This is a genomic window from Brevundimonas sp. AVps31, assembly GCF_058681355.1.
Genome location: NZ_CM178736.1, coordinates 2,419,660 through 2,442,392 on the forward strand (window position 1 = coordinate 2,419,660; position 22,733 = coordinate 2,442,392).

A 22,733-nucleotide genomic window follows, 5' to 3' on the forward strand; every position below is an offset into this window, starting at 1 on the left:
TCATTCGCCGTCCCCACAGCGTCCCGGACATCAGTGGGGCGCGCCGCTTGGGGCGGGTTTGCGGCGAGGGTCGGGCGGGATTGGACACGTGAAAGAACGTGGCTTTCCCATCACGTTAAGAGCTCGTTAACCAGAGTTCACCAGCATTAACACTTATGACCATCAGGGCGATTCCATCGTCAGGCGGAGTAGAGGCGGCCATTCGTCGGGCATCGAGCGCGACGGGTGTGGACGCCGACTTCCTCGTGCGCACCGCGCGGCGGGAAAGCGCGATGAACCCCAATGCGCGGGCGCCGACGTCGTCGGCCTCGGGCCTGTTCCAGTTCATTGAACAGACCTGGCTGGGCACGGTGAAGGCCCACGGCGCCAAGCACGGCTACGGCCAGTACGCCGACCTGATCTATCGCGGCTCCGACGGACGCTGGCGGGTCGAGGGGTCGGCCCGCAACGTGGTGCTGGACCTGCGCTTCGATCCCCAGGCCGCCTCGACCATGGCGGGCGAACTGACGGCCCAGAACGCCGCCTATCTGCGCGGCCGCACGGGGCGTGAACCGGCGGCGGGAGATCTGTACGCCGCCCACTTCCTGGGTCCCGCGGGCGCAGCGCAGCTGATGGAGGCGATGGATCGCCGTCCGGGCTCCAGCGCGGCCGCCATCTTCCCGGAGGCGGCGGCGGCGAACCGCTCAATCTTCTACCGCGACGGGCGCCCCGCCACCGTGGCCGAGGTGCACGCCAACCTGCAGCGCTCGGCGGGCGAGGGGGCTCCGGCCTCGGGCGCGGGCGACGGCGTCCCCGCCGCGCCGCCCTTGTCGGAGCGGGATCAGATGCTGGCGGCGCGGCTGGACCGCCTGAAGCAGGATCAGAGTCTGTTGGCCTTGCTGCTGGGGCAGGATGGCGAGGGCAAGGGCGGCGGCTTCGGCGGCGCTTTCGGGCCGGGCACGAACTCCACCGCCTGAGCGCGAATCCGGCCATGGTGAACCGCCCGTTAACGATGCCGGGTCGATGCTGTCGCAAAGCTGGAATCTGACCGCCCCATGACTGCCTATCGCGCCCGTCTGACAGAGATCGACATTCGCCGCCTGATCAAGGCCGCCGATGATGACGAGCGCGCGTCCGCCGCCCACAAACTGTGCCGCAGCATGGACAAGGCCGATCTGGACGAGGAAGACCGCGCCGCGGCCCAGAAGATCCTGCGCCTGCTGGCCAATGACGCGGCCGAACTGGTTCGCCGCGCCATGGCGGTGACGCTGAAATCGTCCGACCTGATCCCGCGCGACGTGGCGCGTCGTCTGGCCGCCGATGTGGACAGCGTGGCCCTGCCGCTGATCAATTTCTCGCCGGTCTTTTCGGACGAGGACCTGATCGAGATCGTGCAGGCCGGTTCGGCCGTGCGCCAGACCGCCGTGGCCAGTCGCCCCAACGTCAGCCGCGACGTCGCCACCGCCATCGCCGAGGTGGGCGCCGACACCGCGGTGCGCGCCCTGGCCGCCAACGATAACGCCGACATCGCCGAAGCCGCCCTGGGACGTTGTGTCGACCGGTTCGGGGACTCGCCCGAGATTATCGCCGCCCTGTCCTATCGGCAGGTGCTGCCGCTGTCGGTGACGGAGCGGCTGGTCGAACTGGCGTCCGAGGCCGTGCGCGAACATCTGGTCACCCGCCACTCGGTCGCGCCGGAGACGGCGATCCGTCTGGCGTCTTTCGCGCGCGAGCGGGCCACGGTCGATCTGGTCGATCAGGCCAACAGCCATGCGGACCTGCCCCAGTTCGTCGCCACCCTGAACGCGCGCCGCGCCCTGACCAGTTCGCTGATGCTGCGCGCGCTGGCGCGAGGGCAGATGGCGCTGTTCGAGCATGGTCTGGCCGAGTTGGCCGGGACGCCGCACCAGCGGGCGTGGCTGATGATCCACGATGCGGGTCCGCTGGGGTTGAAGGCCATCTACGACCGCGCCGGTCTGCCGCCGCGCCTGTTCCAGGCCTTCCGCGCCGGCGTCGACACCTGGCGCGCGCTTCAGGCCGAGGGCGTGGACACGACCGACGACGCCTTCCGCCAACAGATGCTGGAGCGTTTCCTGACCCAGCGCCCGAACGCCCCGCGCGAGGATCTGGCCTATCTGATGGAGCGGCTGGATCAGGCCCCGCTGCCCGCCCGCGGCGTCAGCGCCGCCGCCTGACTGCGGACAGCAGAACGCCCGCCGGTGAGGGCGGGCGTTCACGACAATCCTTGATGTGGTCGATCAAGCGAAGTGCTGGGCCACCTTGGCTTCCAGCGTCTCAGCCAGAATCTTGCCGGTCGGGTGGTCGTCAGTCTGGATCTGGTCGCGAACGACAGCCTTGATGGCGTCGATGTGGGCGTCGATCAGCAGCAGGGGCGCGGCCATGCGCTTGGCCGGATCATCCATCATCTTGCACAGCGAACCGGCCAGACGGGTGACCAGCGGATACTGGTAGGTGGTGCCCAGACCCTTCAGATCGTGGGCGCGGAAATACAGGGCTTCGGCGGTCCGGGTGTTGTAGCCCTCCGCGCGGATGTCGGTCTGGGCCTTGTCCAGCTTGACGATCTCGTCCTGCAGCCACTGGCCGAACTGGGCCGACATGGCTTTCAGGGCTTCCTCGGCCTTGGCGATCGCATTGGCGTCGATGCCGCCGAAGGCGCCACCGACCTTCATGCGAAGGGTGTTGGGCGGACGAATGACCTGGGCCGAGTTGCTCACCGGGCGCTCCCGTAAATTGACTGGCGGTCAAGGTCGCACAGGCGACCTTAAGAAGCCGTGCACGGGATCAGGCGGCGAACTGCTCGGCCAGCACCCGTTCCTCGAACGAGCGGCCCGCGTCGAACAACATGGTCAGGGCGATGTCGCGGCGTTCGCGCACATCCACCTTCACGACCCGACGGACCTCGAAATTGTCGGCGGTGGCGCTGACCGGACGCTTGTCGGCCTCCAGAATCTCGAAACAGACCTTGGCCTGGTGTGGCAGCAGGGCTCCGCGCCAGCGGCGGGGGCGGAAGGCGCTGATCGGGGTCAGGGCCAGGACGCGCGAATCCAGCGGGATAATCGGGCCGTGGGCCGACAGGTTGTAGGCGGTCGACCCTGCCGCCGTGGCCACCAGGCAGCCGTCGCAGGACAGTTCCTCCAGCCGCACGCGGTCATCGACGCTGATCCGCAGCTTGGCGCTCTGGCGGGTCTGACGCAGCAGGGAGACTTCGTTGATCGCCAGCCCGCTGTGGACCTGACCGCTCTCGGTCCAGGCGTCCATCTGCAGCGGGTGGATGACGGCGCGACCGGCGTCGCCCAGCCGTTCCAGCAGGCCTTCTTCCTCGTAGTCGTTCATCAGGAAGCCGACCGAGCCGCGGTTCATGCCGAACACCGGGGTGCGACGCTCCATGACCGTGTGCAGGGTCTCCAGCATGAAGCCGTCGCCGCCCAGGGCGACGATCACGTCAGCCTCTTCCTCCCGGGCTGAGCCGTAGCGGGCGATCAGGCGTTCGCGGGCCTCCTGCGCCTCGGGACGGTCCGAGGCGGCGAAGGCGATGCGCAGGGCGGGTTCAGAAGGCAAGGTCACCCGCACACGCAAGCCGAGCGGACCGGTGAAGTCAAACGGCGATGCGTTGTTCGCCCGGATCCGGGTCCACCAGCGCGCGGAAGGCGCGGACGCAGGAGGCCGCCGACAGGGCGCCGCGTTGCCAGATCGGGTTGCCGTTGTCCCCGGGCAGGCCATGGTTCAGCTTGCGCAGTTCCACCAGCAGGGTGGGGAAGACGGCCCGGTCGATGCCGACCGAGGCGCAGGCGTAGTAGAGGGCTTCCGGCGTCGGGGCGTTCAGCGCCTGCCGGATCTGGCCGACGGTGAAGCCGCTGAGCGCGGACAGGCCATGCACGACGAGGCTGAGCCGCTTTTCCCGCGTGGCGCGGATGAGCAGGGCGGGCTTCAACTGGCCGGCGGCCTGCAGCTTGGCGACCAGCCGGCGCTCCATCTCCTCACGTTCAGGCGTGTCGTCAGGGGCTTCCTCAGGGCGATCCTTGCGGATGACGCCCTGCACGGCGTCGTAGACGGCGGCGCCGAATTTGCGCTCGTCCACCTGGAAGCGGGTGCTGATCGACTCGCGCAGGGCCGCGCCGACCCAGTGGTACATCTGTTCCGCCAGCGCCTCGGTCAGGCCGGGATGGCGCGACAGGGGACCGCGCAGGGCGGCGATGCGTCGCGAATGATCGACCAGCCGACGGAAGCCTTCGCCGCTGATCTGGGCGGTGCGGTTGGTCGCCAGCGCGGTGAGCACGGCGGGCACGCCGCGGTCGATGACGGCGTCGGCGATGCGGCCGCTGATATGGGGGCGACGGGCGACGGCGATCTGGTGATCCAGTGAGGCTTCGACGAGGATTTGCAGCAGGTCCTCGTCGTGCAGCACGGGGCTCGACGCCAGGATGGGGGCGGCGATCTCGATCTCGTCCAGCGCCAGCACATTGACCAGGGCGGTGGGGGCCCAGTCCGCGTGGGCCAGTCGCGCGGCAAGGGCCTTGCGAATGTCACGCTCGGCCTGACGGGCCAGGAACAGGAAGATTTCGCCCAGGATCGGCGACAACTGGCCGTCGGGCGGGCTGGCGTCGCACAGGGCCATGACGCCCAGCAACAGCCGTTGGCGCGCGTCCGGACTGTTGTTCCGGGCCAGCGCCAGCAGTTCATCGGCGCGCGGCGCGCTTTCCGAAGTCCGTGACGGATTAAGCTGGACGAGCACGGTCACTCACGCCTCCGGCGCGCCGACGGAGCATCGGCTACAGTTACGCTAAGGGGCCGCTAACTAAGACGCGGTTAACGGAACCTGAATCTTGACGCAGATCAACGTTGGCGCGAGCGTGCGCCTCCAGAACAGGCCGACGAACAAGACGGCAGAGGAAACAGTCATGGCTGACGGTGCGATCACGTCGATCCGGTCGAAGGTTTCAGAAGCGGAATGGAAGGTGCGGGTCGAACTGGCCGCCCTCTATCGTCTGGTCGCCCTGCACGGCTGGGACGACATGATCTTCACCCACGTGTCGGCCCGCGTTCCAGGACCGGAGCATCACTTCCTCATCAACCCGTACGGCTGGTATTTCGAGGAGATGACGGCCTCCTGTCTGGTGAAGGTCGATCTGGACGGCAACATCGTTCAGGAGACCGAGAACTTCATCAATCCGGCGGGCTTCACCATCCACTCGGCCATTCACGGGGCCCGCGAGGACGCACATTTCGTCATCCACCTGCACACCGTCGCGGGCGTGGGCGTGGCGGCGCAGCAGGAGGGGTTGCTGCCGATCGGCCAGAACGCCTGCCTGCTGCAGCATCAGGTCGCCTACCACGGCTATGAGGGGCTGGCGCTGAACCACGACGAGCGCGAGCGGCTGGTGGCGGATCTCGGCGACAAGCCGCTGATGCTGCTGCGCAACCACGGCACCCTGGCGGTCGGCCAGACGGCGGCGCAGGCCTGGATCGGCATCTTCTTCCTGGAGCGCGCCTGCGCCCAGCAGGTCGCCGCCCTGTCCGGCGGACGCGAGCATGTGCTGTTCGCGCCCGACGCCGCACAGGCCGAGACGAAAGAACAGGGTCGCGGCATCGGTTTCATTTCGGCCCTCGCCTGGCCGGGCGCGTTGCGTATGCTCGACAGGAAGTCGCCCGGCTACGACACTTGAAGCCGGCCGGGGGGCTGCTGCTGACGCTGGCGGCCCTCGCGGTCGCCGCCCCGGCTGTCGCCGGTCCCTGGACCCTGCCGAAGGGCGATGGGCAGATCATCGTCAAATATGAGGACATGCGGGCCAGCGAGGGGTTCGATCCCGACGGCGTCGCCGCGCCCCTGCCGGCCGAGCGACGCGATACGGTCTGGTCCGTCTTCACCGAATACGGCCTCACCTCCCGCCTGACGGTCCGGGTCAAGGGCGACTGGCAGTCGGGCAGCGACGCCTTCGTCGACTACGAGGGGCGGGGACCACTGGAGGTCGGGCTCAACTGGCAGGTCTGGCGCGACGATCACACAGCCCTGGCGCTGTACGGCGGCGTGGCCGACGGCGGGGAGGGGCGCAATGCGGGCTATGCGGCCCCCGGCGTCGGCGGGCAGGACTGGGAGGTTCGGGCCCAGGTCGGCCACGCCTTCGGCATGCCGAAATGGCTCCCGACCAAATCCACCGGCGGCTTCGTGACGCTGGAGGTCGCGCGCCGGTTCCGCAGCGGTCTGCCGGACGAGACACGGGTCGATGCGACGCTGGGCGCCCACTACGGCGACAACTGGATGCTGCTCAATCAGGCCTATGGCGGCGAGGCCGACAATGGTGGCGCGCGCTGGTTGTCGCTGGAGACCTCGCTGGTCCGGCGCTTCGGGCGATGGAACGTTCAGGGCGGCTGGCGCACCACCCTGACCGGACGGGAAACGCCGAACGCGTCCGGCCCCGTGATCGGCGTCTGGCGACGCTTCTGACTGCGACAAGCCGTCGTCCAGAGGTTGGCGACGGAAACCGGAACCGCCTCCGTTACATGAACTTTAGTTGCGTCGACGGCGGGAGCCGCTAAGTCGGCTCGTCCCCGGATTCAGGAGCGCCCGCCGCGTGATAAAGCGTCACTTCTTCCTCATCGCAGCAGCGGTGGTCCTCGGCCTGATGGTCGTCGCGCTGGTGATGCGCATGGCCTTCGCCGACGATGAGAAGGGTGGCGGCGGCGGCGGTCGCGGCGGACCCGGCGGCGGCCGCGGCCAGACGGTGTCCGAAGCCGTGGCGACGCCGCGCCAGTTCAGCGACCAGATCCGCGTCCTGGGCGTGGCCCGGGGCCGTCGCTCGGTCAACATCACCTCCCCGACCAGCCAGCTGATCACGCGCGTCCTGTTCACCGACGGGCAGCGGGTGGCGGCCGGCGCGCCCTTGGTTCAACTGCAGGCCCGCGAGGAAGACGCCGGCGTCGGCGAAGCCCGTGCGCGGGTGGATCAGGCCCGCTCGATGTACAATCGCTATCGTCAGCTGGGCGAACGCGGTTTCGCCTCGCCGATGATGATCGAGCAGTATGAGACGGAACTGGCCACGGCCCAGGCCTCGCTCGAAGCCGCCCGGGCCCGTCAGGGCGACCGCACGATCCGCGCCCCGTTCGCCGGCGTGCTGGGCCTCAGCACGGTGACGGCCGGCACGCTGGTCAATCCGGGCGGCATCATCGCTACCCTGGACGACATCGATGTCGTGCGCGTCGATTTCCCGATTCCCGAGCGCTATCTGTCGGTCCTGCGGCCCGGTGCGGCGATCACCGCCAATATCGACGCCTATGGCGACGAGACCTTCACCGGCCGGATCGCCCTGATCGACACGCGCGTCAACGAGCAGACCCGCTCGGTCACGGCCCGCGCCGAGATTCCGAACCCCGGCGGTCGCATCCGTCCCGGCATGGCTGTGCGGGTGGCGGTCCAGCAGGGCCAGCGCACCTCCGTCGCCGTGCCCGAAGCCGCCGTCCAGTACGAGGGCGATGCGGCCTTCGTCTATCGGATCGCCCGAGGTGAAAAAGGATCCACCGCCCAGCGGGTCGAGATCGAGGCCGGAGCGGTCGAAGGCGGCTTTGTCGAAATCCTGTCCGGTCTGAACGCCAGCGACCGCATCGTCGCCTCGGGTCTGAACCGGATCCAGCCCAATGCGCCCGTGACCGTCGCCGGAGCCGGCGGCCGGCAAGGCGGCGCCCGTCCGGGCGCTGCGGCCGGGGCGCAGGGAGCCGCCCGATGATGTTGTCCGATATGGCCGTTCGCCGCCCGGTCTTTGCGGCGGTCGCGGCCATCGTGCTGTGCGTCATCGGCGCAGCGGCCTTCTTCTTCCTTCCGGTGCGCGAGCTTCCGGACGTCGATCCGCCGATCGTGTCGGTCAACACCAGCTATGCCGGGGCCTCCGCCGAGGTCATCGAAAGTCGGATCACCGAGCCGATCGAGCAGCAGATCGCCGGCCTGCAGGGCGTGGAGCGCATCAACTCGACCAGCCGCGACGGTCGCTCCAGCGTCTCCATCGAATTCGCGCTGGACCGCAATATCGACGACGCCGCCAACGACGTGCGCGACCGGGTCAGCCGCGTCGTCGGACGTCTGCCGGATCAGGCGGACCCGCCGGAGGTCGCCAAGGCGGACTCCGATAGCCAGCCGATCATGATCTTGTTCCTGCGCTCCACCGCGATGAACCGGCTGGAGCTGACGGACTATGCGGATCGGTACCTGATCGACCAACTGGCCACCGTGCCGGGCGTGGCCCAGGTCCAGATCTACGGTGAGCAGCGCTATTCGATGCGCATCTGGCTGGGCGCCGCCGCCCTGGCGGCGCGGGGTCTGACCGTCACTGACGTCGAAACCGCCCTGACGGCCCAGAACGTCGAACTGCCGGCCGGCGCGCTGGAGTCGGGCGAAAAGAACTACACTGTCCGGGTGGCCCGCACCTATGCGCTGGCCGAGGACTTCCGACAGCTGCCGATCGGCACCCGCGGCTCGGCCACCGCTGCACCCGCGACCACCGGCGCCGCCAACGGGGCGGCCGCCGCCACGGCCTTGCCCAGCGGCGCGACGACGGCGATCCAGGGGGCCGGCGCCTATGTCACCCGTCTGGGCGACATCGCCCGCGTTGAAGAAGCCCCTGAGGAAGACCGTCGTCTGTTCCGCGGCAATGGTCTGGACCAGATCGGTCTGGCCATCACCCGTCAGGCCCAGTCCAACGATCTGGCCATCTCCGACGGCGTCACCGACCTGCTGGGCAGCGTGCGCGCCAGCCTGCCGGAAGGCACAGAACTGGTCATCGGCTCGGACAATTCGGTCTTCACCTCGCACGCCATTGATGAGGTGTGGATCACCATCGGCATCTCCATGGCGCTGGTGGCCCTGGTCAATTTCGTCTTCCTCGGCTCGTTCCGCGCCGCCCTGATCCCGTCGGTCGTGGCGCCGATCTGTCTGCTGGCGACCTTCATCGTCCTGGCGCCGCTGGGCTTCTCCCTGAACCTGCTGACCCTGCTGGCGCTCGTCCTGGCCATCGGTCTGGTGGTCGATGACGCCATCGTCGTGACCGAGAACATCCAGCGCCGTCTGGATCACGGCGAACCGCCGCTGGTCGCGGCCGAGCGTGGGGCGCGTCAGGTCTTCTTCGCCGTCGTGGCCACGACCATCGTGCTGCTGGCGGTGTTCGCGCCCCTGCTGTTCCTGCCCGGCTATGTCGGACGTCTGTTCGTCGAGCTGGCGGCGGCGATCGCCGCCGCCGTGGCATTCTCCGCCTTCCTGGCCCTGACCCTGTCGCCGATGATGGCGTCCAAGATCCTGCGCCCGGTCACGACCGGCGGCTGGATGTCGCGCCGGGTCGACTGGGCGATGGACAGGTTGAAGTCCTCCTACGGCAACTCCCTTCAGGTCCTGCTGGGCAAGCGCATCGCCCTGATCGGCGTGACCGGGGTGATCGTGCTGGTGGCCGGGGGGGCGGTGGCCATGTTCATGACCCTGCCCAATGAACTGGTCCCGCCCGAGGATCGGGGCCGCGTCCAGATCCGCGTCCAGGGGCCTGAGGGGGCCGGGTTCGACTACACCCGCCGCATCATGCTGGGCCTCGAACCGATCCTGGCCGAGTACCGGGAAAACGGCGAGGCCGACAGCTATCTGATCTCCGCGCCCGGTTTCGGCGGCGGCAGCTACAACTCCGGCAACGCCAACCTGACCCTCGCCGACTGGTCCAAGCGGACCCGCTCGGCCGACGAGATCGCTCAGGAGCTCAACGGCAAGCTGCGCAGCCAGACCGACGCCCAGGTCAACGCCAGCGTCCCTGGCGCCTTCCAGCGCGGGGGCGGCAACTCCAACTCGGTCGAGATGGTCGTGACGGGGTCGGAGTATCAGGACATCTACAACTGGCTGCAGCCGGTTCTGGCGGCCTCGCTCGAAAATCCCGGCTTCTCGCGCCCACGCCTGAACTATGAGCCCAACTCGCCCCGCCTGCTGGTGGATGTCGATCCTGAAAAGGCGGCGGCGCTCGGCGTCTCGGCCCAGTCCATCGGCCGGACGCTGGAGACCATGTTCGGCTCCCGTCGCGCCACCACCTATCTGCGGGGCGGTCAGGAGTATGACGTCATCCTGCAGACCGAGCGCGACAGCCGGCGCACTGTTGAGGATCTGGAAGCCCTCTATGTCTCGACCGGAAGCGGCCAGCTCGTGCCCCTGTCGGCGGTGGTCACGACCCAGACCTCCGGCGACACGCCCGACCGGCGCCGCCTGGATCGCCAACGCTCGATCAGCCTGTCGGCCGATCTGAACCCCGGCACCACCATCGCCGACGCCACCGCCTTCCTCGAGCGGGTCTCCAGCGAGCAGCCCCAGGGCGTCGTGGCGACCCAGTGGGGCGGGGCGGCGCGCGATCAGCAGGAGGCCGGCGGCGCGGTCGCCGCGGCCTTCGGTCTGGCGCTGCTGCTCGTCTTCCTGGTTCTCGCGGCCCAGTTCGAAAGCTGGATCACTCCGGCGGTGATCATGCTGACGGTGCCGCTGGCGGCGGCGGGCGGCCTGTTCGGTCTGGTGATGGCGGGCTCCAGCCTGAACATCTACAGCCAGATCGGCCTGATCATCCTGATCGGGGTGGCGGCCAAGAACGGCATCCTGATCGTCGAATTCGCCAACCAGCTGCGCGATCAGGGACGGTCGATCACCGAGGCGATTATCGAGTCGTCGACCCTGCGTCTGCGCCCGATCATCATGACCTCGATCGCCACCGCCTTCGGGGCCCTGCCTCTGGCCCTGTGGCAGGGCGCGGGCGCGGGCAGCCGCCAGACCATCGGCGTGGTCATCTTCTCCGGGGCCATGTTCGCCACGGTCCTGACCCTGTTCGTGGTGCCGGTGATCTACGGCGTCCTGGCGCGCTTCACCAAGTCGCCGGAATACACCGCCCGCAAGATCGAGGAATGGGAAGCCCAGGAAGCCCGCACCGACGGCAAGCGGGTGGACTAGTCCTCTGCAAGGTCGCTGTCCGGGCTGCGCCCGGACGGCGGCGAGGCCTATCGCGCCGCAGCTTCCGCGGCCTCGGCGGGCGCCGCTTGCGTGACGGGCGGCGCATAGCCCGTCTCGACCTTCAGCCAGGCGATGACGTCGCGGCGGTCGGCGGCTTCGGGCAGGCCGGCGAAGCTCATCTTGGTGCCGCGCAGGAAGGTGTGCGGGTTCTCCAGCCAGTGATCCAGATGCTCGGCGTCCCAGGCGAAGCCCGCGTTTTTCACGGCCGCGGAGTAGGTGTAGTTCGGCGCCGTCCCGGCCTGACGCCCGAATACGCCATACAGGTTCGGCCCGGTCATGTTCGGTCCGCCCTCGGTCACGGTGTGGCACGAGCGGCAGCGGGCGAAGACCCGACGGCCGTTCTCCAGATCCCCCTGATCATATGGGGCGGGCAGGGCGGCCAGCAGCACCGCCTTCTGTTCCGGCGTCATCGGCGGTCTGACCGGTTTCGCCGGCGCGGCCGGGCCGGGCTCGCCACAGGCGGACAGGGCCAGCAGGGACAGGACGGCGAGGGTCGGGCGGATCATGGGCGGGCTCCGGTAGCGGCCGCATTTGACAGCCAACCGCGACCCTCGGCAACCGCCTGCGACGCTTGGCCGGGGTGGACGCTTGGGCATCGCACCTGATAATCAGTGTCAGGAAAGGCGCGCCGTCGTCAGCGCCGAGGTCTCACGAGTTCCATGTCCGATACCCTCAGGTTGAGCGAAGCCCGCAAGGGCGCTCGCGGCGTCATCGTCAAGGTCGGCGAGCACTGTCACCACCAGAACGATGCGGTCGAGCTGGAGCGCCGCCTGCTGGAGCTGGGCTTCGTCGAGGGCGCGCGGATCGAACTGCTGCACGAGGGTCTGTTCGGGCGGGATCCCATCGCCCTGAAGGTGGACGACATGCGCGTGGCGTTGCGCCGCCATGAAGCGGCCAGCCTGCTTATGAAGCCGGACGCCGCCTGATGGATGTCGCGCTGAAGACCGCCCGCGTCGCCCTGGTCGGAAACCCCAACAGCGGCAAGACCGCCCTGTTCAACGCCCTGACCGGCGCACACCAGAAGGTCGCCAACTACGCCGGCGTGACGGTCGAGCGGAAGGAGGGCTTCATCCGCTCCGCCGCCGGTCGGACCCTGTCGGTGCTCGACCTGCCCGGCACCTACTCCCTGCGCGCCCGCAGCCCCGATGAGGAAGTCACCCGCGACGCCGTGCTGGGCCGACTGGCCGGCGAGGTTCCGCCGGATGTGATCGTGGCCGTGGCCGACGCCACCAATCTGCGACTGGTGCTGCGCCTGATCCTTGAGCTGAAGGCCATCGGACGTCCGATGGTGCTGGCGCTCAACATGTACGACATCGCCCAGCGTCAGGGCCTGCGCATCGATCTGGACGGTCTTCGGGCCGAACTGGGCGTGCCGATCGTCACGACGGTGGCGACGCGCAGGCGCGGCATCGAGGAGTTGGTCACCGAGGTCGAAATCGCGGCCGCCGTCAGCGCGACCCTTGACGAAAGCGAATGGATCGCCCCGGACGCCGAAGCCGTGCGGGGCAAGGCGCGGGAGGCCGAGCGCCTGATGAAGACCTATGTCCTGCCGCCCGAGCGACCGGACACCCTGACCGGCAAGATCGACAGCGTTCTGCTGCACCCGGTGGCCGGGCTGGTCATCCTGCTGACCATCCTGTTCGTGATGTTCCAGGCGGTGTTCGCCTGGGCCGCGCCCGCGATGGACGGGATCGAGAACCTTGTCGGCCTGATGGGGCAGGGGATCGCCGCCGTCATCCCGGATGAGGGCGCGTGGGGTCTGGTCCAGAGCCTGCTGGTCGACGGCCTGATCGGCGGCGTCGGCAGCGTGCTGGTCTTCCTGCCGCAAATCCTGATCATCTTCGCCTTCATCATCGCGCTGGAAGACTTCGGCTACATGGCCCGCGCGGCCTTCCTGATGGACAAGATCATGGGCGGGGCGGGCCTGCATGGCCGCGCGTTCATTCCCCTGCTGTCCAGCGTGGCCTGCGCCATCCCGGGCATCATGGCGACGCGGGTGATCGACAATCGCCGCGACCGCCTGACGACCATCCTGGTCGCGCCGCTGATGACCTGTTCGGCGCGTATCCCGGTCTACACCCTGATCATCGCCGCCTTCATCCCCAATGAGAAGGTCTGGGGCTTCGCGAACCTGCAGGGACTGGTCATGTTCGGCCTCTATGTGGCCGGCATCGTCAGCGCGCTGACGGTGTCCTTCGTCATCCGCAAGATCTTCTGGAGGGGCTCGACCGAGCCCTTCATGATGGAGCTTCCGGCCTACAAGATGCCCGACCTGAAGAACGTCCTGTTCAATCTGTGGCTCCGGGCGAAGATCTTCATCAACCGCGCGGCCCGGATCATCCTGCCGCTGATGATCCTCGTCTGGTTCCTGTCGACCTTCCCCTATCCGCCCGAAGGCGCGACCGGGCCGGCCATCGACTATTCCTTCGCCGGCATGATCGGCCATGCGCTGGAGCCCCTGTTCCGTCCCATCGGCTTCAACTGGCAGATGGTGGTCGCACTGGTGCCCGGCATGGCCGCGCGGGAGGTCGCCGTGGCGGCGCTGGGCACCGTCTACTCCGTCGCCGACGCCGAGAACTCACTCGACGCGATGGCAGGCGTGTTGGCCGCCAACTGGTCGCTGGCGACCGGGCTGTCCTTCTTGGCCTGGTATATTTTCGCGCCGCAGTGTCTGCCGACGCTGGGCGTAGTCCGTCGCGAGACCAACTCGCTCAAGTGGACCTGGATCATGATCGGCTACATGTTCGGTCTGGCCTATCTGGCGTCCTACGTGACCTACCATGTCTCCGTGGCGATGGGCGGCGGCTGACGGCGGGCCTCGCGCGTCGGGCGAACCGTGATTGACAAGGCGACGGCGAGGGTCGATTTCCCCGATATCCGGGGGTTGGATCCATGCTGTCGCCGCTCAAGCCGCTGCTTTGCAGACACGATTATTTCTGGTCCGAACGCCACAAGGCCGAGCTTTGTCGGCGCTGCGGCAAGCCGAACGCCGCCCAGCCCGAGTCCCCGGTGCTGATGCCGTTCGCCGACTGGCCCAAACCCGTGGCCACCGTGCGTCCGCCCGAGCCGGTCATGGGGGCGCCGGTCGAGGACAGCTTTCTCGACATCCCCATCTTTGACGCTCCCCTGCCGCCCAAACGCGCGGCTGCCAGCGACAAGGTGCTGAAGGCGCAGGCCAAACTGCGTCGGGACGCGTTGCTGGCCTTGCTGGACCGACTGGCGGAGGGACGGCAGCCGTCGCGTGAAGAGGCCATCGACGCCGTGCTGGCGGTGATCGAGGACGCGCACTCGTCGGACCCCGTGTTGTTCGGCGACCAGGCCGCGGTCCATTTCGCCCGGCTGCATGAGACCCGGACCAGCCTGATCTTCTGACGAAGGGGGCGGAGCTCAGCCAGAGGGTGCGCGACGGTCAGTCCTGACCGACGGGGGGCGGCCATGTCAGGCGGGCTGTAGAGCCAGGCCGGGCCGGGACGAGCGACCATGTCCCGTTCAACTGGCGGCTCAAGGCATGGATGATCTTCAGGCCGAGACTTTCGGCCGTGCCGGAAGGCTCTTCAGGCACGCCCACGCCGTCATCGGTGACCAGAAGGCTCCTGCGGGTCCCGTCGTCGGACAGGCTGATCGAGATGTGTCCTGAACGATCCGGAAAGGCGTGCTCAAGCGCGTTGTTCACACACTCCAGCATGATCAGAACAACCGGCGTGGCCTCTTCCGCCGACAGCACGACCCCATCCCCGGACAGTTCGAGGGTGACGTCTTCTCGCGCGGCCGCCTTCAGGGCGTCCACCGCAATCGCATTCGCGAGGGTTTCGAAGGCGGTCGCCTGCTGGTCTGCATCCGCGAGACTGCGCTGGATCCGGGCGATGAGGGCCGTTCGGGCGGATGCGTTGGCCAGCGCCTTGCGTGCGCTCGGATCCGTGGCCCCACGCGCCTCGACGCTCAGAAGGGCGCTGACGACCTGAATATTGTTCGAGACGCGATGCTGCACTTCCTTCAGCAGAATGTCGCGGCTGTGCGCCAGCGCCGCGTTTCGCTCGACCTCGCGGGCCAGGCGACGCGAAGCGCCGTCCATCCCGACGATGAAGAAGATGTCGACCGCAACCACAAAGACGTAGAAGCCGATCGCGACGAGAGTGGCGACGCCGAGATCGAAGCCTTTCGGCCCGATCCAGAACCACCAGGCGGACAGACCCGAGAGCGCCGCGGTCAGGATCGCCGGACGGACACCGGCGTAGAAGGCGACCAGAACCACGGCAGGGAAGAAGGTCAGGTAGGGAAACCCCGGCGGAAACCAGTGCGCCAGGCTGTAGCGAAGGCCGAATGCGATCGCCCACGCGGCGACGGCCAGGACATACCCGCGCCACGCCGGAGTTCGAAACATATCGCGATGCATGCGACCCCCATGGACGCCGGGCGTCAGTGACGCTCAGTTATCCGTAGTCGCGTGCCCGCGTCCAGCCTGCTCGCCCCATCTGACTGCAAAGCTGTTCGCTGTCGGAAGGGAGGCGTCTGGCATCAAGGGCCGGGTCGTCCGCCCCACTCCGCCGGTCCTATCCCGGGAAGGGGTTCGCCTTCAGAAGCGACGCGAGGTGGGCGGCGTTGGCGGCGACCATCTTGGTGGTCTTGGTCACCTTCTCAGGCGTATGTTTCAGGTCCTTGAAGTCGACATTCTGCATCGCCTCGCCCACCCAGTAGCAGGCGGCGACAGCAGGGATCGTCCAGCCCACGTCGTTCAGGCTCTGGAAGATCTGGGCCGAGGAGCCATGGGCGCCGTCCTCGTTACCGACGATGGCCGCCACCGCCACCTTGGAATAGGACGGCATCCGCCCCGCCGCGTCGGTTTCGCCGAGGAAGGCGTCCATTCGCTCGAGCACGCGTTTGGCGACGCTGCTGGCCTGGCCCATCCAGATCGGCGTTCCGAAGATCAGGATGTCCGCCGCCAGGATCCGTTCCCGGATGCCCGGCCAGTCGTCACCCTCGCCCTCGTCGGACTTCACGCCGGGAAGAACGTTGTGGGCGGCGATGCGGATCGTTTCCTCCACGGTCACGTCGCAAGCCTCGAACGCCGTGCCCAGCAAGCCGATCATCACGTCGGTCGAACTGCGGGATGAGGCGTCGGATTTGAGGGTGCAGTTGATGGGCTGGGCACGCAGCATGGTCGTCTCCGATCTGTTGCACAGGGGAGCGCGCCGGGCGGCCGGGCGTTCCTGACCCGTGATCAAAGTCGTGTCGTGAAATCGCCTGGAGTTCGTCCGGGCGACGGCGACAGCCCGGTCGTCACGCGGCTCTGGTCTCCGGCACGAGGGCGTCGACCGCGAAGCCGAGATGGGGATTGGCGAGCACCAACACCGGCCGCTCCCCGTCGTACAGGGCGACGGTTTCGAAGCCCGGCCAGCGATCCGCCAGACGAACGGTCTCGCGCTCGGCGGCCGCGTCGTCGTGCGCCCCGACGGCGGCGATTTCGCGAACCGGCACGCCGGGCAGGTTGATGATGCAATAGTAGGAATTCACACGATTACTCCAGCGTGGCGCCGGAAACGGCGGGCGCCGCTTCCGGTTCCTTGGGCGTCTGCGATGAGCGCCGCTGCCCGCTAGTTTGTCGCGCCCTGACCGTCGATGAACGCCTCGATCATCTTCGCGCAGAAGGCCGGAAGGTCCTCCGGCTTGCGAGAGGTGACCAGGCCGGTGTCGACCACGACCTCTTCATCCACCCACTCGGCGCCCGCATTCTCGAGGTCCACCTGCAGCGACGGCCACGACGTCATCCGGCGCCCCCGGACCGCGCCGGCGTTGATCAGGGTCCACGGGCCGTGACAGATCGCGGCGATGGGCTTTCCGTCGTCGGCGAACGCCTTGACGAAGCGGACGGCGTCTTCCTCGAGGCGGAGCGCGTCGGGATTGATGACGCCGCCGGGCAGGACGAGGCCGGCATAGTCGCCGGCGTCCGCGTCGCCCAAAGTCCGGTCCACGGCGACCCGCTCGCCCTTGTCATGGTGCTCGAACCCCTGGATCTCGCCCCCCTTGGGCGACACGATCTCGACCGTCGCACCGGCGGCTCTGAGCGCCTTGACCGGCTCGGTCAGTTCAATCTGCTCAAATCCATCCGTCGCAAGGACGGCGATCTTTTTTCCAGCGAGGGCCGCGGTCGCCATGACGTGTCTCCTACAGTTGCGCCGGACGGCTAACCGAAGCGAAGGCAGGTCGTTCCTTGGCGAATGCGGGGATCTCGCGGTCCCCCTTCTTCTCGCCGGCCGGCGGTGAACCCCCTCCGCCATGACGCCTGCAGGCGGGGAAGAGGTAGAAAACCCGCCGCCCATGTCACATCCGCGCGCCCTGTCTCGTCTTCGCTGTGACGGCCGGGCGAGGCTTCGATGGCGAAGCCCGTCACGGGAAGGAGACGAACATGAAGATCGTAGTCATCGGCGGCACGGGCCTGATCGGCTCCCGGGTGGTGTCGGGACTGAAGGCCCTTGGTCACGAGGCCGTCGCGGCCTCGCCCAACACCGGGGTCAACACCCTGACCGGCCAGGGTTTGGCCGAGGTGCTGGCCGGCGCCCACGCGGTCGTCGACGTCGCCAACTCGCCCTCGTTCGAGGCGGAGGCGGCGCTGGACTTCTTCCGCACCTCCGGGACCAACCTGCTGGCGGCGGAGCAGTTCGCCGGCATCGCCCACCACGTCGCCCTCTCCGTCGTCGGCACGGATCGTCTGACGTCCAGCGGCTATTTCCGCGCCAAACTGGCCCAGGAGGCGCTGATCAAAGCCTCGTCGACGCCCTGGACCATCCTCCGATCGACGCAGTTCTTCCCGTTTGTGGCAGGCATCATCCAGTCGGGCAGCGTCGGCGACGAGGTGCATCTGTCCTCGGCGATGGTCCAGCCGGTCGCCGCCGAAGATGTCGTCGAAGCCCTGATCGAACTGGTCCTCGCCGCCCCCCTGAACGACACGATCGAGATCGCCGGTCCCGAGCCGATCCGGATGGACGCCTTCGCCCGGGAGTACCTCGCCGCGCAAGAGGATCGCCGCACCGTCGTGGCCGAGCCCGAGGGTCTTTATTTCGGGTCAGTGATCGACGACGGCTCGCTGACCCCGGGCCCGGGGTCGCGGATCGGCAGGATCACGCTGGAAGACTGGCTCCGCACCCTCAGCGCCGACTGACCTCAGCCCGAGCCCAAGGATCAAAGTCATGAAACTCTATTACAGCCCGCTGGCCTGCAGCCTCGCCGATCATATCGCCCTGCGCGAGGCCGGCTTCGCCTTCGACCTGGAGCGGGTCGACCTGAAAACCCATCGCACGGAAACCGGTCGCGATTTCCGAGAGATCAGCGCCAAGGCCTATGTCCCGGTTCTGGTGCTCGACGGGGGCGAAATGATCACCGAGAACGTCGCGGTCCTCGACTGGATCGCGACGGCGGCGCCCGAACTGTCGGCTGCGGGCCCGTTGGGGCGGACGCGCACGCTTGAGGCCCTGACCTACATCACCACCGAGATCCACCACGCCTTCAAGCCGATGTGGCACGGCGGCTCGGTCGAGGAAAAGGCGAAGGCCGGCGCTAGGGTCACCACCCTCCTGGATCTGTTCGCCGGTTCTCTGGCGGGTGACTATCTGTTCTCGGATCGGCCTTGCGTGGCGGACTTCTACCTGTTCGTCATGTTGCTGTGGGCTGAACGGTTCGGCGTGATGACGCCGGTGCCTCTGGAGGCCTTGCGGGACCGGATGCGGACGCGACCCGCCGTTCGGGCCGCGATGGTGTATGAAGGCCTTCTGCCCGGGGAGCCGCCCATTCGATGACGCCGACCGATCCCGCGACCGCGACTTTCGAATACCAGCGCACCCGGCTGTTACGGCTGGCCTATCGGATGCTGGGATCGTCGTCCGAGGCCGAGGACATCGTGCAGGAGGCCTGGTTGCGGTGGCGTCGGGTCGATCCCGGAGGCATCGAGCAGCCGGCCGCCTGGCTGGCGCGCACTGTCACGCGCCTGTGCCTGGATACGCTGAAGTCCGCCCGGGTCAGGCGTGAGGCCTATGTCGGCAACTGGCTGCCCGAGCCCATCTTCGAGCCGGAAGAAGCGGGGCCCGCCCTCGACGACCTGACCCTGTCGCTCATGATGGCGCTGGAGCGGTTGTCGCCGCTGGAGCGCGCCGCCTTCCTGCTCCACGACGTGTTCGGAACGCCCTTGGCCGAGGTCGCCGTCACCCTGGGGCGGGACGCCGCCGCTGTTCGGCAACTGGCGGCCCGGGCGCGCAAGCATGTTCGGGACGCCCGCCCTCGCTATCCGGTCACGCGCGAGGAGGGCGACCGCGTGGCCCGGGCCTTCTATGCGGCGTCGAACAGGGGAGACCTCGCCGGCCTGCGGAGCCTGTTGGCCGATGCGGTGGTGCTGACCGCCGACGGCGGCGGCAAGTCCAACGCCTGGCGGCGCCCGATCGTCGGTCTGGATCATGTGGTCCGACTGTTTGAGGGTCTGGCTCGGAAACTGACGCGCGACCCGCCGATCTTGGTCGACTGGGTGTGGATCGACGGCCTGCCGGGATACGTCAGCTACGAACGCGACGGCGCCCTGCAGACGACCGCGCTGGAGATCGAGGACGGTCGGATCGTGTCGATCTTCATCATGCGCAATCCCGACAAACTGATCGCGGCATCCGGCATGGCGGCCTCGCGGCATCTGCCGCAGTAGGAAAGGTGGCGGGCAGGACGCTGCTGCGCCCGGCTCGACCGCCGTTGGCCGGCGCCCGTCCGCTGGACGGCAGGGGCGATCGCCTCCCTGGCCGGACGGATCGACGACACGGCGGCGCTCAGGCTGGTGGCCGGCGCGGGGTCATCCGCGGCGCGGATCAGCCTCGAAATCTTCCCGAGGGGCCTTTTGCGCGGCGCGCCGTTGAGCTGAACGGGCCGGGGCGACTTGCGCTTTCACGCCGTCAGGGGCACCGAAGGGCGCCTCGGAACATTGCCGCCGCAAAGGAAATCCTATGTCGCTCACGGGACGTGAACTCCGGTCAGTCGTATCTGACGGTCAACTGACGCTGTCGCTTGAGGACGTTGTCGTCGGAGATCCGGCTCCTGACGAAATCGTCGTGAAGGTTGAGGCGGCTCCGATCAATCCCAGCGATCTCGGCCTGTTGCTCGGCCCGGCTGACGTGGCGTCGATGCGCTCGGACGGAACTCCCGACCGGCCGCGCTTGGTTTTCGACATTCCGGAGGCCCGGCGCGCCGGCGTCGCTGCCCGTCTCGGCCAATCCCTCAGCGTCGGAAATGAAGCGGCCGGCACGGTGGTCGCGGCCGGGCCGCAGGCCCAGGACTGGATCGGGCGATCCGTCGGCATGATCGGAGGGGGGATGTATGCTGACCTTCGCAAGATCAGAACGCGCGACGCGCTGCCGCTTCCGGACGGGGTGACCGCGGCCGAGGGCGCGGCGCTGACGGTCAATCCCATGACGGCGCTTGGCTTTGTCGAAACCGCGCGCGCCGAGGGCCACTCGGCGATTGTTCACACCGCCGCAGCGTCAAGCCTCGGCCAGATGCTGCAAAAGATCTGCATCCGCGATGGCATCCCCCTCGTCAATATCGTCCGATCTGACGAGCAGGCCCGGTTGTTGCGGGACCTGGGCGCAAGCTTTGTCGTCAACAGCCGAGACGCAGACTTCCGGGCGCAACTCGTCGACGCGGTCAGCGCAACCGGCGCGACCATCGCGTTCGACGCGATCGGCGGCGGCACGCTCGGCAGCGACATCATGCGTGCGATGGAGAAGGGTGCGGTCAATCGCATGACGGAGTACAGCCGTTACGGCTCCTCCAGCTTCAAGCAGCTCTACACCTACGGCGCCCTCGATCTCTCGCCGATGGTGCTGGACCGCCTGGCGTTCGGGTTCCAGTGGAGCGTCTCCGGGTGGCTGCTGACGCCGTTCCTGCAAAAAGCCGGCGCCGAGACAGTGATGCGGATGCGCAAACGGGTGTTCGATGAGCTGACCACCACGTTCGCGACGCGCTACACCAGAACGATCGGTCTGGCTGAAGCCCTGACCCCCGAGTTGCTGCGCGCCTATGAGCGCAAGGCGACCGGCGAAAAATACCTCATCGATCCGACCCTGAACTAGGCTTCACCGCACGGGGCTGGCGAGGCGGCCGGTCCGGTGCGGCGGAAAGACAGGCGCCCGATCACGGCGTTTGCAGGCTTGGCGGTCGCCGCGGGATCATGCGGCGGTTCCCCTCCATTTGGGCCTGTTGATCGGCGATCCGAGAGGCGACCTTCCGATTGCGGAGGACATGTTCGCCTCGGCTCTGGACCCTGCGTTGCGCCGGGAGGTGCGGGCCCGAAGGTTGCGCCGCGTGCTGGCCGCGAAGGCTTGCGTGGGGGCGCCACGCCCGCCGCGGCGCCCGGACCGCTTCGACGTCGGCGGCATCCGGGGTCTGCTGTACTCGGCGGAGCGATGCTGACCACGGCCGCAGCGCGGTCTTCAGGTCAGCGTTGAACGGCTGTTCTAGGGCTGGGTCCAGCCCGTGACCGAGAGGGTGACGGGACCGGGGTCGCCCGGAAAGGCGAGCGTCGCCTCGCGGTGCGACTGACCGGCGACATAGTCCAGGCTGACCTGGCCGGTTTCACCGGAGGCCGATTTGCCCGCAACCTCGACCGCAGAGGCCGCTTCGCCGCCATTGTTCCGGATCTCGATCTCGACCCGGGTGACGCCGGCGCTCGTGGAGCGACCGGTTTCGGACACCCGCAGATCGGGCGGCGTCTCGCGGTTCGTCGCGTCGAGGGCGACGATGACGATCGCCGTTACGATGACCAGCAGGCCGAGGCCGGAGACGATCCAGGTCAGTGGGCCGTGCCGCTCCGGGCGGGCGTTCGTCGAGGTCTTCACCTTGCTTCGGGGCATCAGACCACCAACCTCGCCAGAGCCGCGCCGAGGGCGGCGGGAAACCCGAGCACGATCATCGTCGAGACGATCTCATGGGGCGACAGGCCGTCCGTCCGGCCGAAGGTCCACAGGACATAGAGGCTGATCAGCAGGCCAGGGCGTAGCCGGGGAGGGTGAAGTGGGCGAGGGCGCGAAGCGGGCCGTCGTGCGCCTCCTGCCCCGCGAACCCCAGGCTGAAGACGATCAGATGCAGCAAGGCCAGGGAGAGGGCGGCGAGGGCCAGGGTCTGCAACAGGTTCATCTGGAAACTGATCAGGATCATCTCCTCCGTCGGCGCGACGTTGAACGCGACGAACAGGGCGCCGGCGCTCATCAGGAACAGTTCGCCGGCATAGGTGGACCCGGGCGCGGCGGAGGCTTCGTTGGTTTTCGCCCCCGTCAGCTGATGGCGGGCGAGGACCGCGCCCAGCGCCGCGGGAATGGCCTGCAGCGCGGTCTTGCCGACGGCGGCGCTGAGCGGCTCGTCAAGGCTGTAGACGCCGAAGACGGCGAGCAGGACGACGCTGACCAGAAAGCCGATGGCGAGGGCCGCGAAGGTGTCGACCGCATCATTGAACACGCCGCGGGCTTCGCGAAATCCGGCATAGTAGGCGAGTCCGAAAACGACGCAGACGCCGACCGCCAGGAAGATCAACAGGCGCACGCGATCCATGTGGAAGCCCAGCGCCCACATCTCCATCGTCATCAGCAGGGGGAAGGCGAAGAAGATCGCGCCGACGACCGCGCGGCCCAGCGCCGTGGAAAAGGGTTCTGACGGGATCGCGGTCATGGCGTCCAAACGCGCCCGCACGGCTATGGCTCCGCTTGGCCAG

22 protein-coding genes and 1 pseudogene are annotated in these 22,733 nt (G+C 68.1%); 13 read left to right on the forward strand and 10 right to left on the reverse strand.

Annotation, left to right across the window (positions count from 1 at the left end):
• Window positions 1–155 precede the first annotated feature (155 nt).
• Window positions 156–956 (forward strand): transglycosylase SLT domain-containing protein, encoded by an 801-nt coding sequence (locus ACW174_RS11815; RefSeq protein WP_492014621.1) that lies wholly within the window; start codon window positions 156–158, stop codon window positions 954–956.
• A 78-nt stretch (window positions 957–1,034) separates the two neighbouring features.
• Window positions 1,035–2,174 carry a SpbR family protein gene (gene spbR / locus ACW174_RS11820; protein ID WP_492014622.1) on the forward strand — a complete coding sequence of 380 codons (1,140 nt, stop codon included), beginning with the start codon at window positions 1,035–1,037 and terminating at the stop codon, window positions 2,172–2,174.
• 63 nt (window positions 2,175–2,237) lie between these two features.
• Here the strand turns inward: spbR and ACW174_RS11825 are convergent, their stop codons facing one another.
• The 3 genes from ACW174_RS11825 to ACW174_RS11835 form a co-directional block, all read right to left on the reverse strand.
• Window positions 2,238–2,714, reverse strand: coding sequence for an Hpt domain-containing protein (locus ACW174_RS11825; RefSeq protein WP_492014623.1), 477 nt, complete (start codon window positions 2,712–2,714; stop codon window positions 2,238–2,240).
• A gap of 67 nt (window positions 2,715–2,781) precedes the next feature.
• Window positions 2,782–3,564 (reverse strand): NAD kinase, encoded by a 783-nt coding sequence (locus ACW174_RS11830; protein WP_492014624.1) that lies wholly within the window; start codon window positions 3,562–3,564, stop codon window positions 2,782–2,784.
• 31 nt (window positions 3,565–3,595) lie between these two features.
• Entirely contained in the window at window positions 3,596–4,738 is a 1,143-nt protein-coding gene (locus tag ACW174_RS11835; RefSeq protein WP_492014625.1) for a DUF2336 domain-containing protein, read from the reverse strand.
• Window positions 4,739–4,898: 160 nt separating this feature from the next.
• On the opposite strand from ACW174_RS11835, the gene ACW174_RS11840 reads away from it, so the two are divergent.
• The 4 genes from ACW174_RS11840 (at window position 4,899) to ACW174_RS11855 (ending at window position 10,942) form a co-directional block, all read left to right on the forward strand.
• The gene (locus ACW174_RS11840; RefSeq protein WP_492014626.1) at window positions 4,899–5,663 is read left to right on the forward strand and encodes a class II aldolase/adducin family protein; all 765 of its coding nucleotides are present in this window, start codon (window positions 4,899–4,901) and stop codon (window positions 5,661–5,663) included.
• Window positions 5,660–6,442, forward strand: coding sequence for a hypothetical protein (locus ACW174_RS11845; protein WP_492014627.1), 783 nt, complete (start codon window positions 5,660–5,662; stop codon window positions 6,440–6,442). Before ACW174_RS11840 ends, ACW174_RS11845 begins: the two co-directional genes overlap by 4 nt.
• Window positions 6,443–6,569: 127 nt before the next feature.
• Complete coding sequence (locus ACW174_RS11850) at window positions 6,570–7,718, forward strand: efflux RND transporter periplasmic adaptor subunit (RefSeq protein ID WP_492014628.1); 1,149 nt, start codon at window positions 6,570–6,572, stop codon at window positions 7,716–7,718.
• The gene (locus ACW174_RS11855) at window positions 7,718–10,942 is read left to right on the forward strand and encodes an efflux RND transporter permease subunit (RefSeq protein WP_492017273.1); all 3,225 of its coding nucleotides are present in this window, start codon (window positions 7,718–7,720) and stop codon (window positions 10,940–10,942) included. The genes ACW174_RS11850 and ACW174_RS11855 overlap by 1 nt, the downstream gene beginning before the upstream one ends.
• A gap of 47 nt (window positions 10,943–10,989) precedes the next feature.
• Here ACW174_RS11855 and ACW174_RS11860 read toward each other — a convergent pair whose 3' ends face one another.
• Window positions 10,990–11,508 (reverse strand): c-type cytochrome, encoded by a 519-nt coding sequence (locus ACW174_RS11860; protein WP_492014629.1) that lies wholly within the window; start codon window positions 11,506–11,508, stop codon window positions 10,990–10,992.
• A gap of 153 nt (window positions 11,509–11,661) precedes the next feature.
• Here ACW174_RS11860 and ACW174_RS11865 point away from each other — a divergent pair, with 153 nt between their 5' ends.
• The 3 genes from ACW174_RS11865 to ACW174_RS11875 all read left to right on the forward strand — a co-directional run bounded on the left by ACW174_RS11865 (window position 11,662) and on the right by ACW174_RS11875 (window position 14,374).
• Window positions 11,662–11,928 carry a FeoA family protein gene (locus ACW174_RS11865; RefSeq protein ID WP_492014630.1) on the forward strand — a complete coding sequence of 89 codons (267 nt, stop codon included), beginning with the start codon at window positions 11,662–11,664 and terminating at the stop codon, window positions 11,926–11,928.
• Complete coding sequence (gene feoB / locus ACW174_RS11870) at window positions 11,928–13,811, forward strand: ferrous iron transporter B (RefSeq protein ID WP_492014631.1); 1,884 nt, start codon at window positions 11,928–11,930, stop codon at window positions 13,809–13,811. The genes ACW174_RS11865 and feoB overlap by 1 nt, the downstream gene beginning before the upstream one ends.
• A gap of 83 nt (window positions 13,812–13,894) precedes the next feature.
• The gene (locus ACW174_RS11875) at window positions 13,895–14,374 is read left to right on the forward strand and encodes a hypothetical protein (protein WP_492014632.1); all 480 of its coding nucleotides are present in this window, start codon (window positions 13,895–13,897) and stop codon (window positions 14,372–14,374) included.
• A 37-nt stretch (window positions 14,375–14,411) separates the two neighbouring features.
• Here the strand turns inward: ACW174_RS11875 and ACW174_RS11880 are convergent, their stop codons facing one another.
• From ACW174_RS11880 to ACW174_RS11895, 4 genes are all read right to left on the reverse strand, one after another.
• Window positions 14,412–15,395: a sensor histidine kinase gene (locus ACW174_RS11880; protein ID WP_492014633.1), complete on the reverse strand. Its 984-nt coding sequence runs from the start codon at window positions 15,393–15,395 to the stop codon at window positions 14,412–14,414.
• Window positions 15,396–15,552: 157 nt separating this feature from the next.
• Window positions 15,553–16,158 carry a flavodoxin family protein gene (locus tag ACW174_RS11885; RefSeq protein ID WP_492014634.1) on the reverse strand — a complete coding sequence of 202 codons (606 nt, stop codon included), beginning with the start codon at window positions 16,156–16,158 and terminating at the stop codon, window positions 15,553–15,555.
• A 121-nt stretch (window positions 16,159–16,279) separates the two neighbouring features.
• Window positions 16,280–16,513, reverse strand: coding sequence for a hypothetical protein (locus ACW174_RS11890; RefSeq protein ID WP_492014635.1), 234 nt, complete (start codon window positions 16,511–16,513; stop codon window positions 16,280–16,282).
• Between the two features lie 80 nt (window positions 16,514–16,593).
• Complete coding sequence (locus ACW174_RS11895; protein WP_492014636.1) at window positions 16,594–17,154, reverse strand: type 1 glutamine amidotransferase domain-containing protein; 561 nt, start codon at window positions 17,152–17,154, stop codon at window positions 16,594–16,596.
• 251 nt (window positions 17,155–17,405) lie between these two features.
• Here ACW174_RS11895 and ACW174_RS11900 point away from each other — a divergent pair, with 251 nt between their 5' ends.
• The 4 genes from ACW174_RS11900 to ACW174_RS11915 all read left to right on the forward strand — a co-directional run bounded on the left by ACW174_RS11900 (window position 17,406) and on the right by ACW174_RS11915 (window position 21,099).
• Complete coding sequence (locus tag ACW174_RS11900; RefSeq protein WP_492014637.1) at window positions 17,406–18,158, forward strand: SDR family oxidoreductase; 753 nt, start codon at window positions 17,406–17,408, stop codon at window positions 18,156–18,158.
• A gap of 28 nt (window positions 18,159–18,186) precedes the next feature.
• Window positions 18,187–18,792, forward strand: coding sequence for a glutathione binding-like protein (locus tag ACW174_RS11905; protein WP_492014638.1), 606 nt, complete (start codon window positions 18,187–18,189; stop codon window positions 18,790–18,792).
• Window positions 18,789–19,682 carry a sigma-70 family RNA polymerase sigma factor gene (locus ACW174_RS11910; RefSeq protein WP_492014639.1) on the forward strand — a complete coding sequence of 298 codons (894 nt, stop codon included), beginning with the start codon at window positions 18,789–18,791 and terminating at the stop codon, window positions 19,680–19,682. Before ACW174_RS11905 ends, ACW174_RS11910 begins: the two co-directional genes overlap by 4 nt.
• Window positions 19,683–19,974: 292 nt before the next feature.
• Complete coding sequence (locus ACW174_RS11915; RefSeq protein ID WP_492014640.1) at window positions 19,975–21,099, forward strand: MDR/zinc-dependent alcohol dehydrogenase-like family protein; 1,125 nt, start codon at window positions 19,975–19,977, stop codon at window positions 21,097–21,099.
• 384 nt (window positions 21,100–21,483) lie between these two features.
• Here the strand turns inward: ACW174_RS11915 and ACW174_RS11920 are convergent, their stop codons facing one another.
• Together ACW174_RS11920 and ACW174_RS11925 are read right to left on the reverse strand one after the other, a co-directional pair.
• Window positions 21,484–21,879 carry a hypothetical protein gene (locus tag ACW174_RS11920; RefSeq protein WP_492014641.1) on the reverse strand — a complete coding sequence of 132 codons (396 nt, stop codon included), beginning with the start codon at window positions 21,877–21,879 and terminating at the stop codon, window positions 21,484–21,486.
• Window positions 21,879–22,690: pseudogene (locus ACW174_RS11925) on the reverse strand (TIGR02587 family membrane protein). Before ACW174_RS11925 ends, ACW174_RS11920 begins: the two are co-directional and overlap by 1 nt.
• Window positions 22,691–22,733 lie beyond the last annotated feature (43 nt).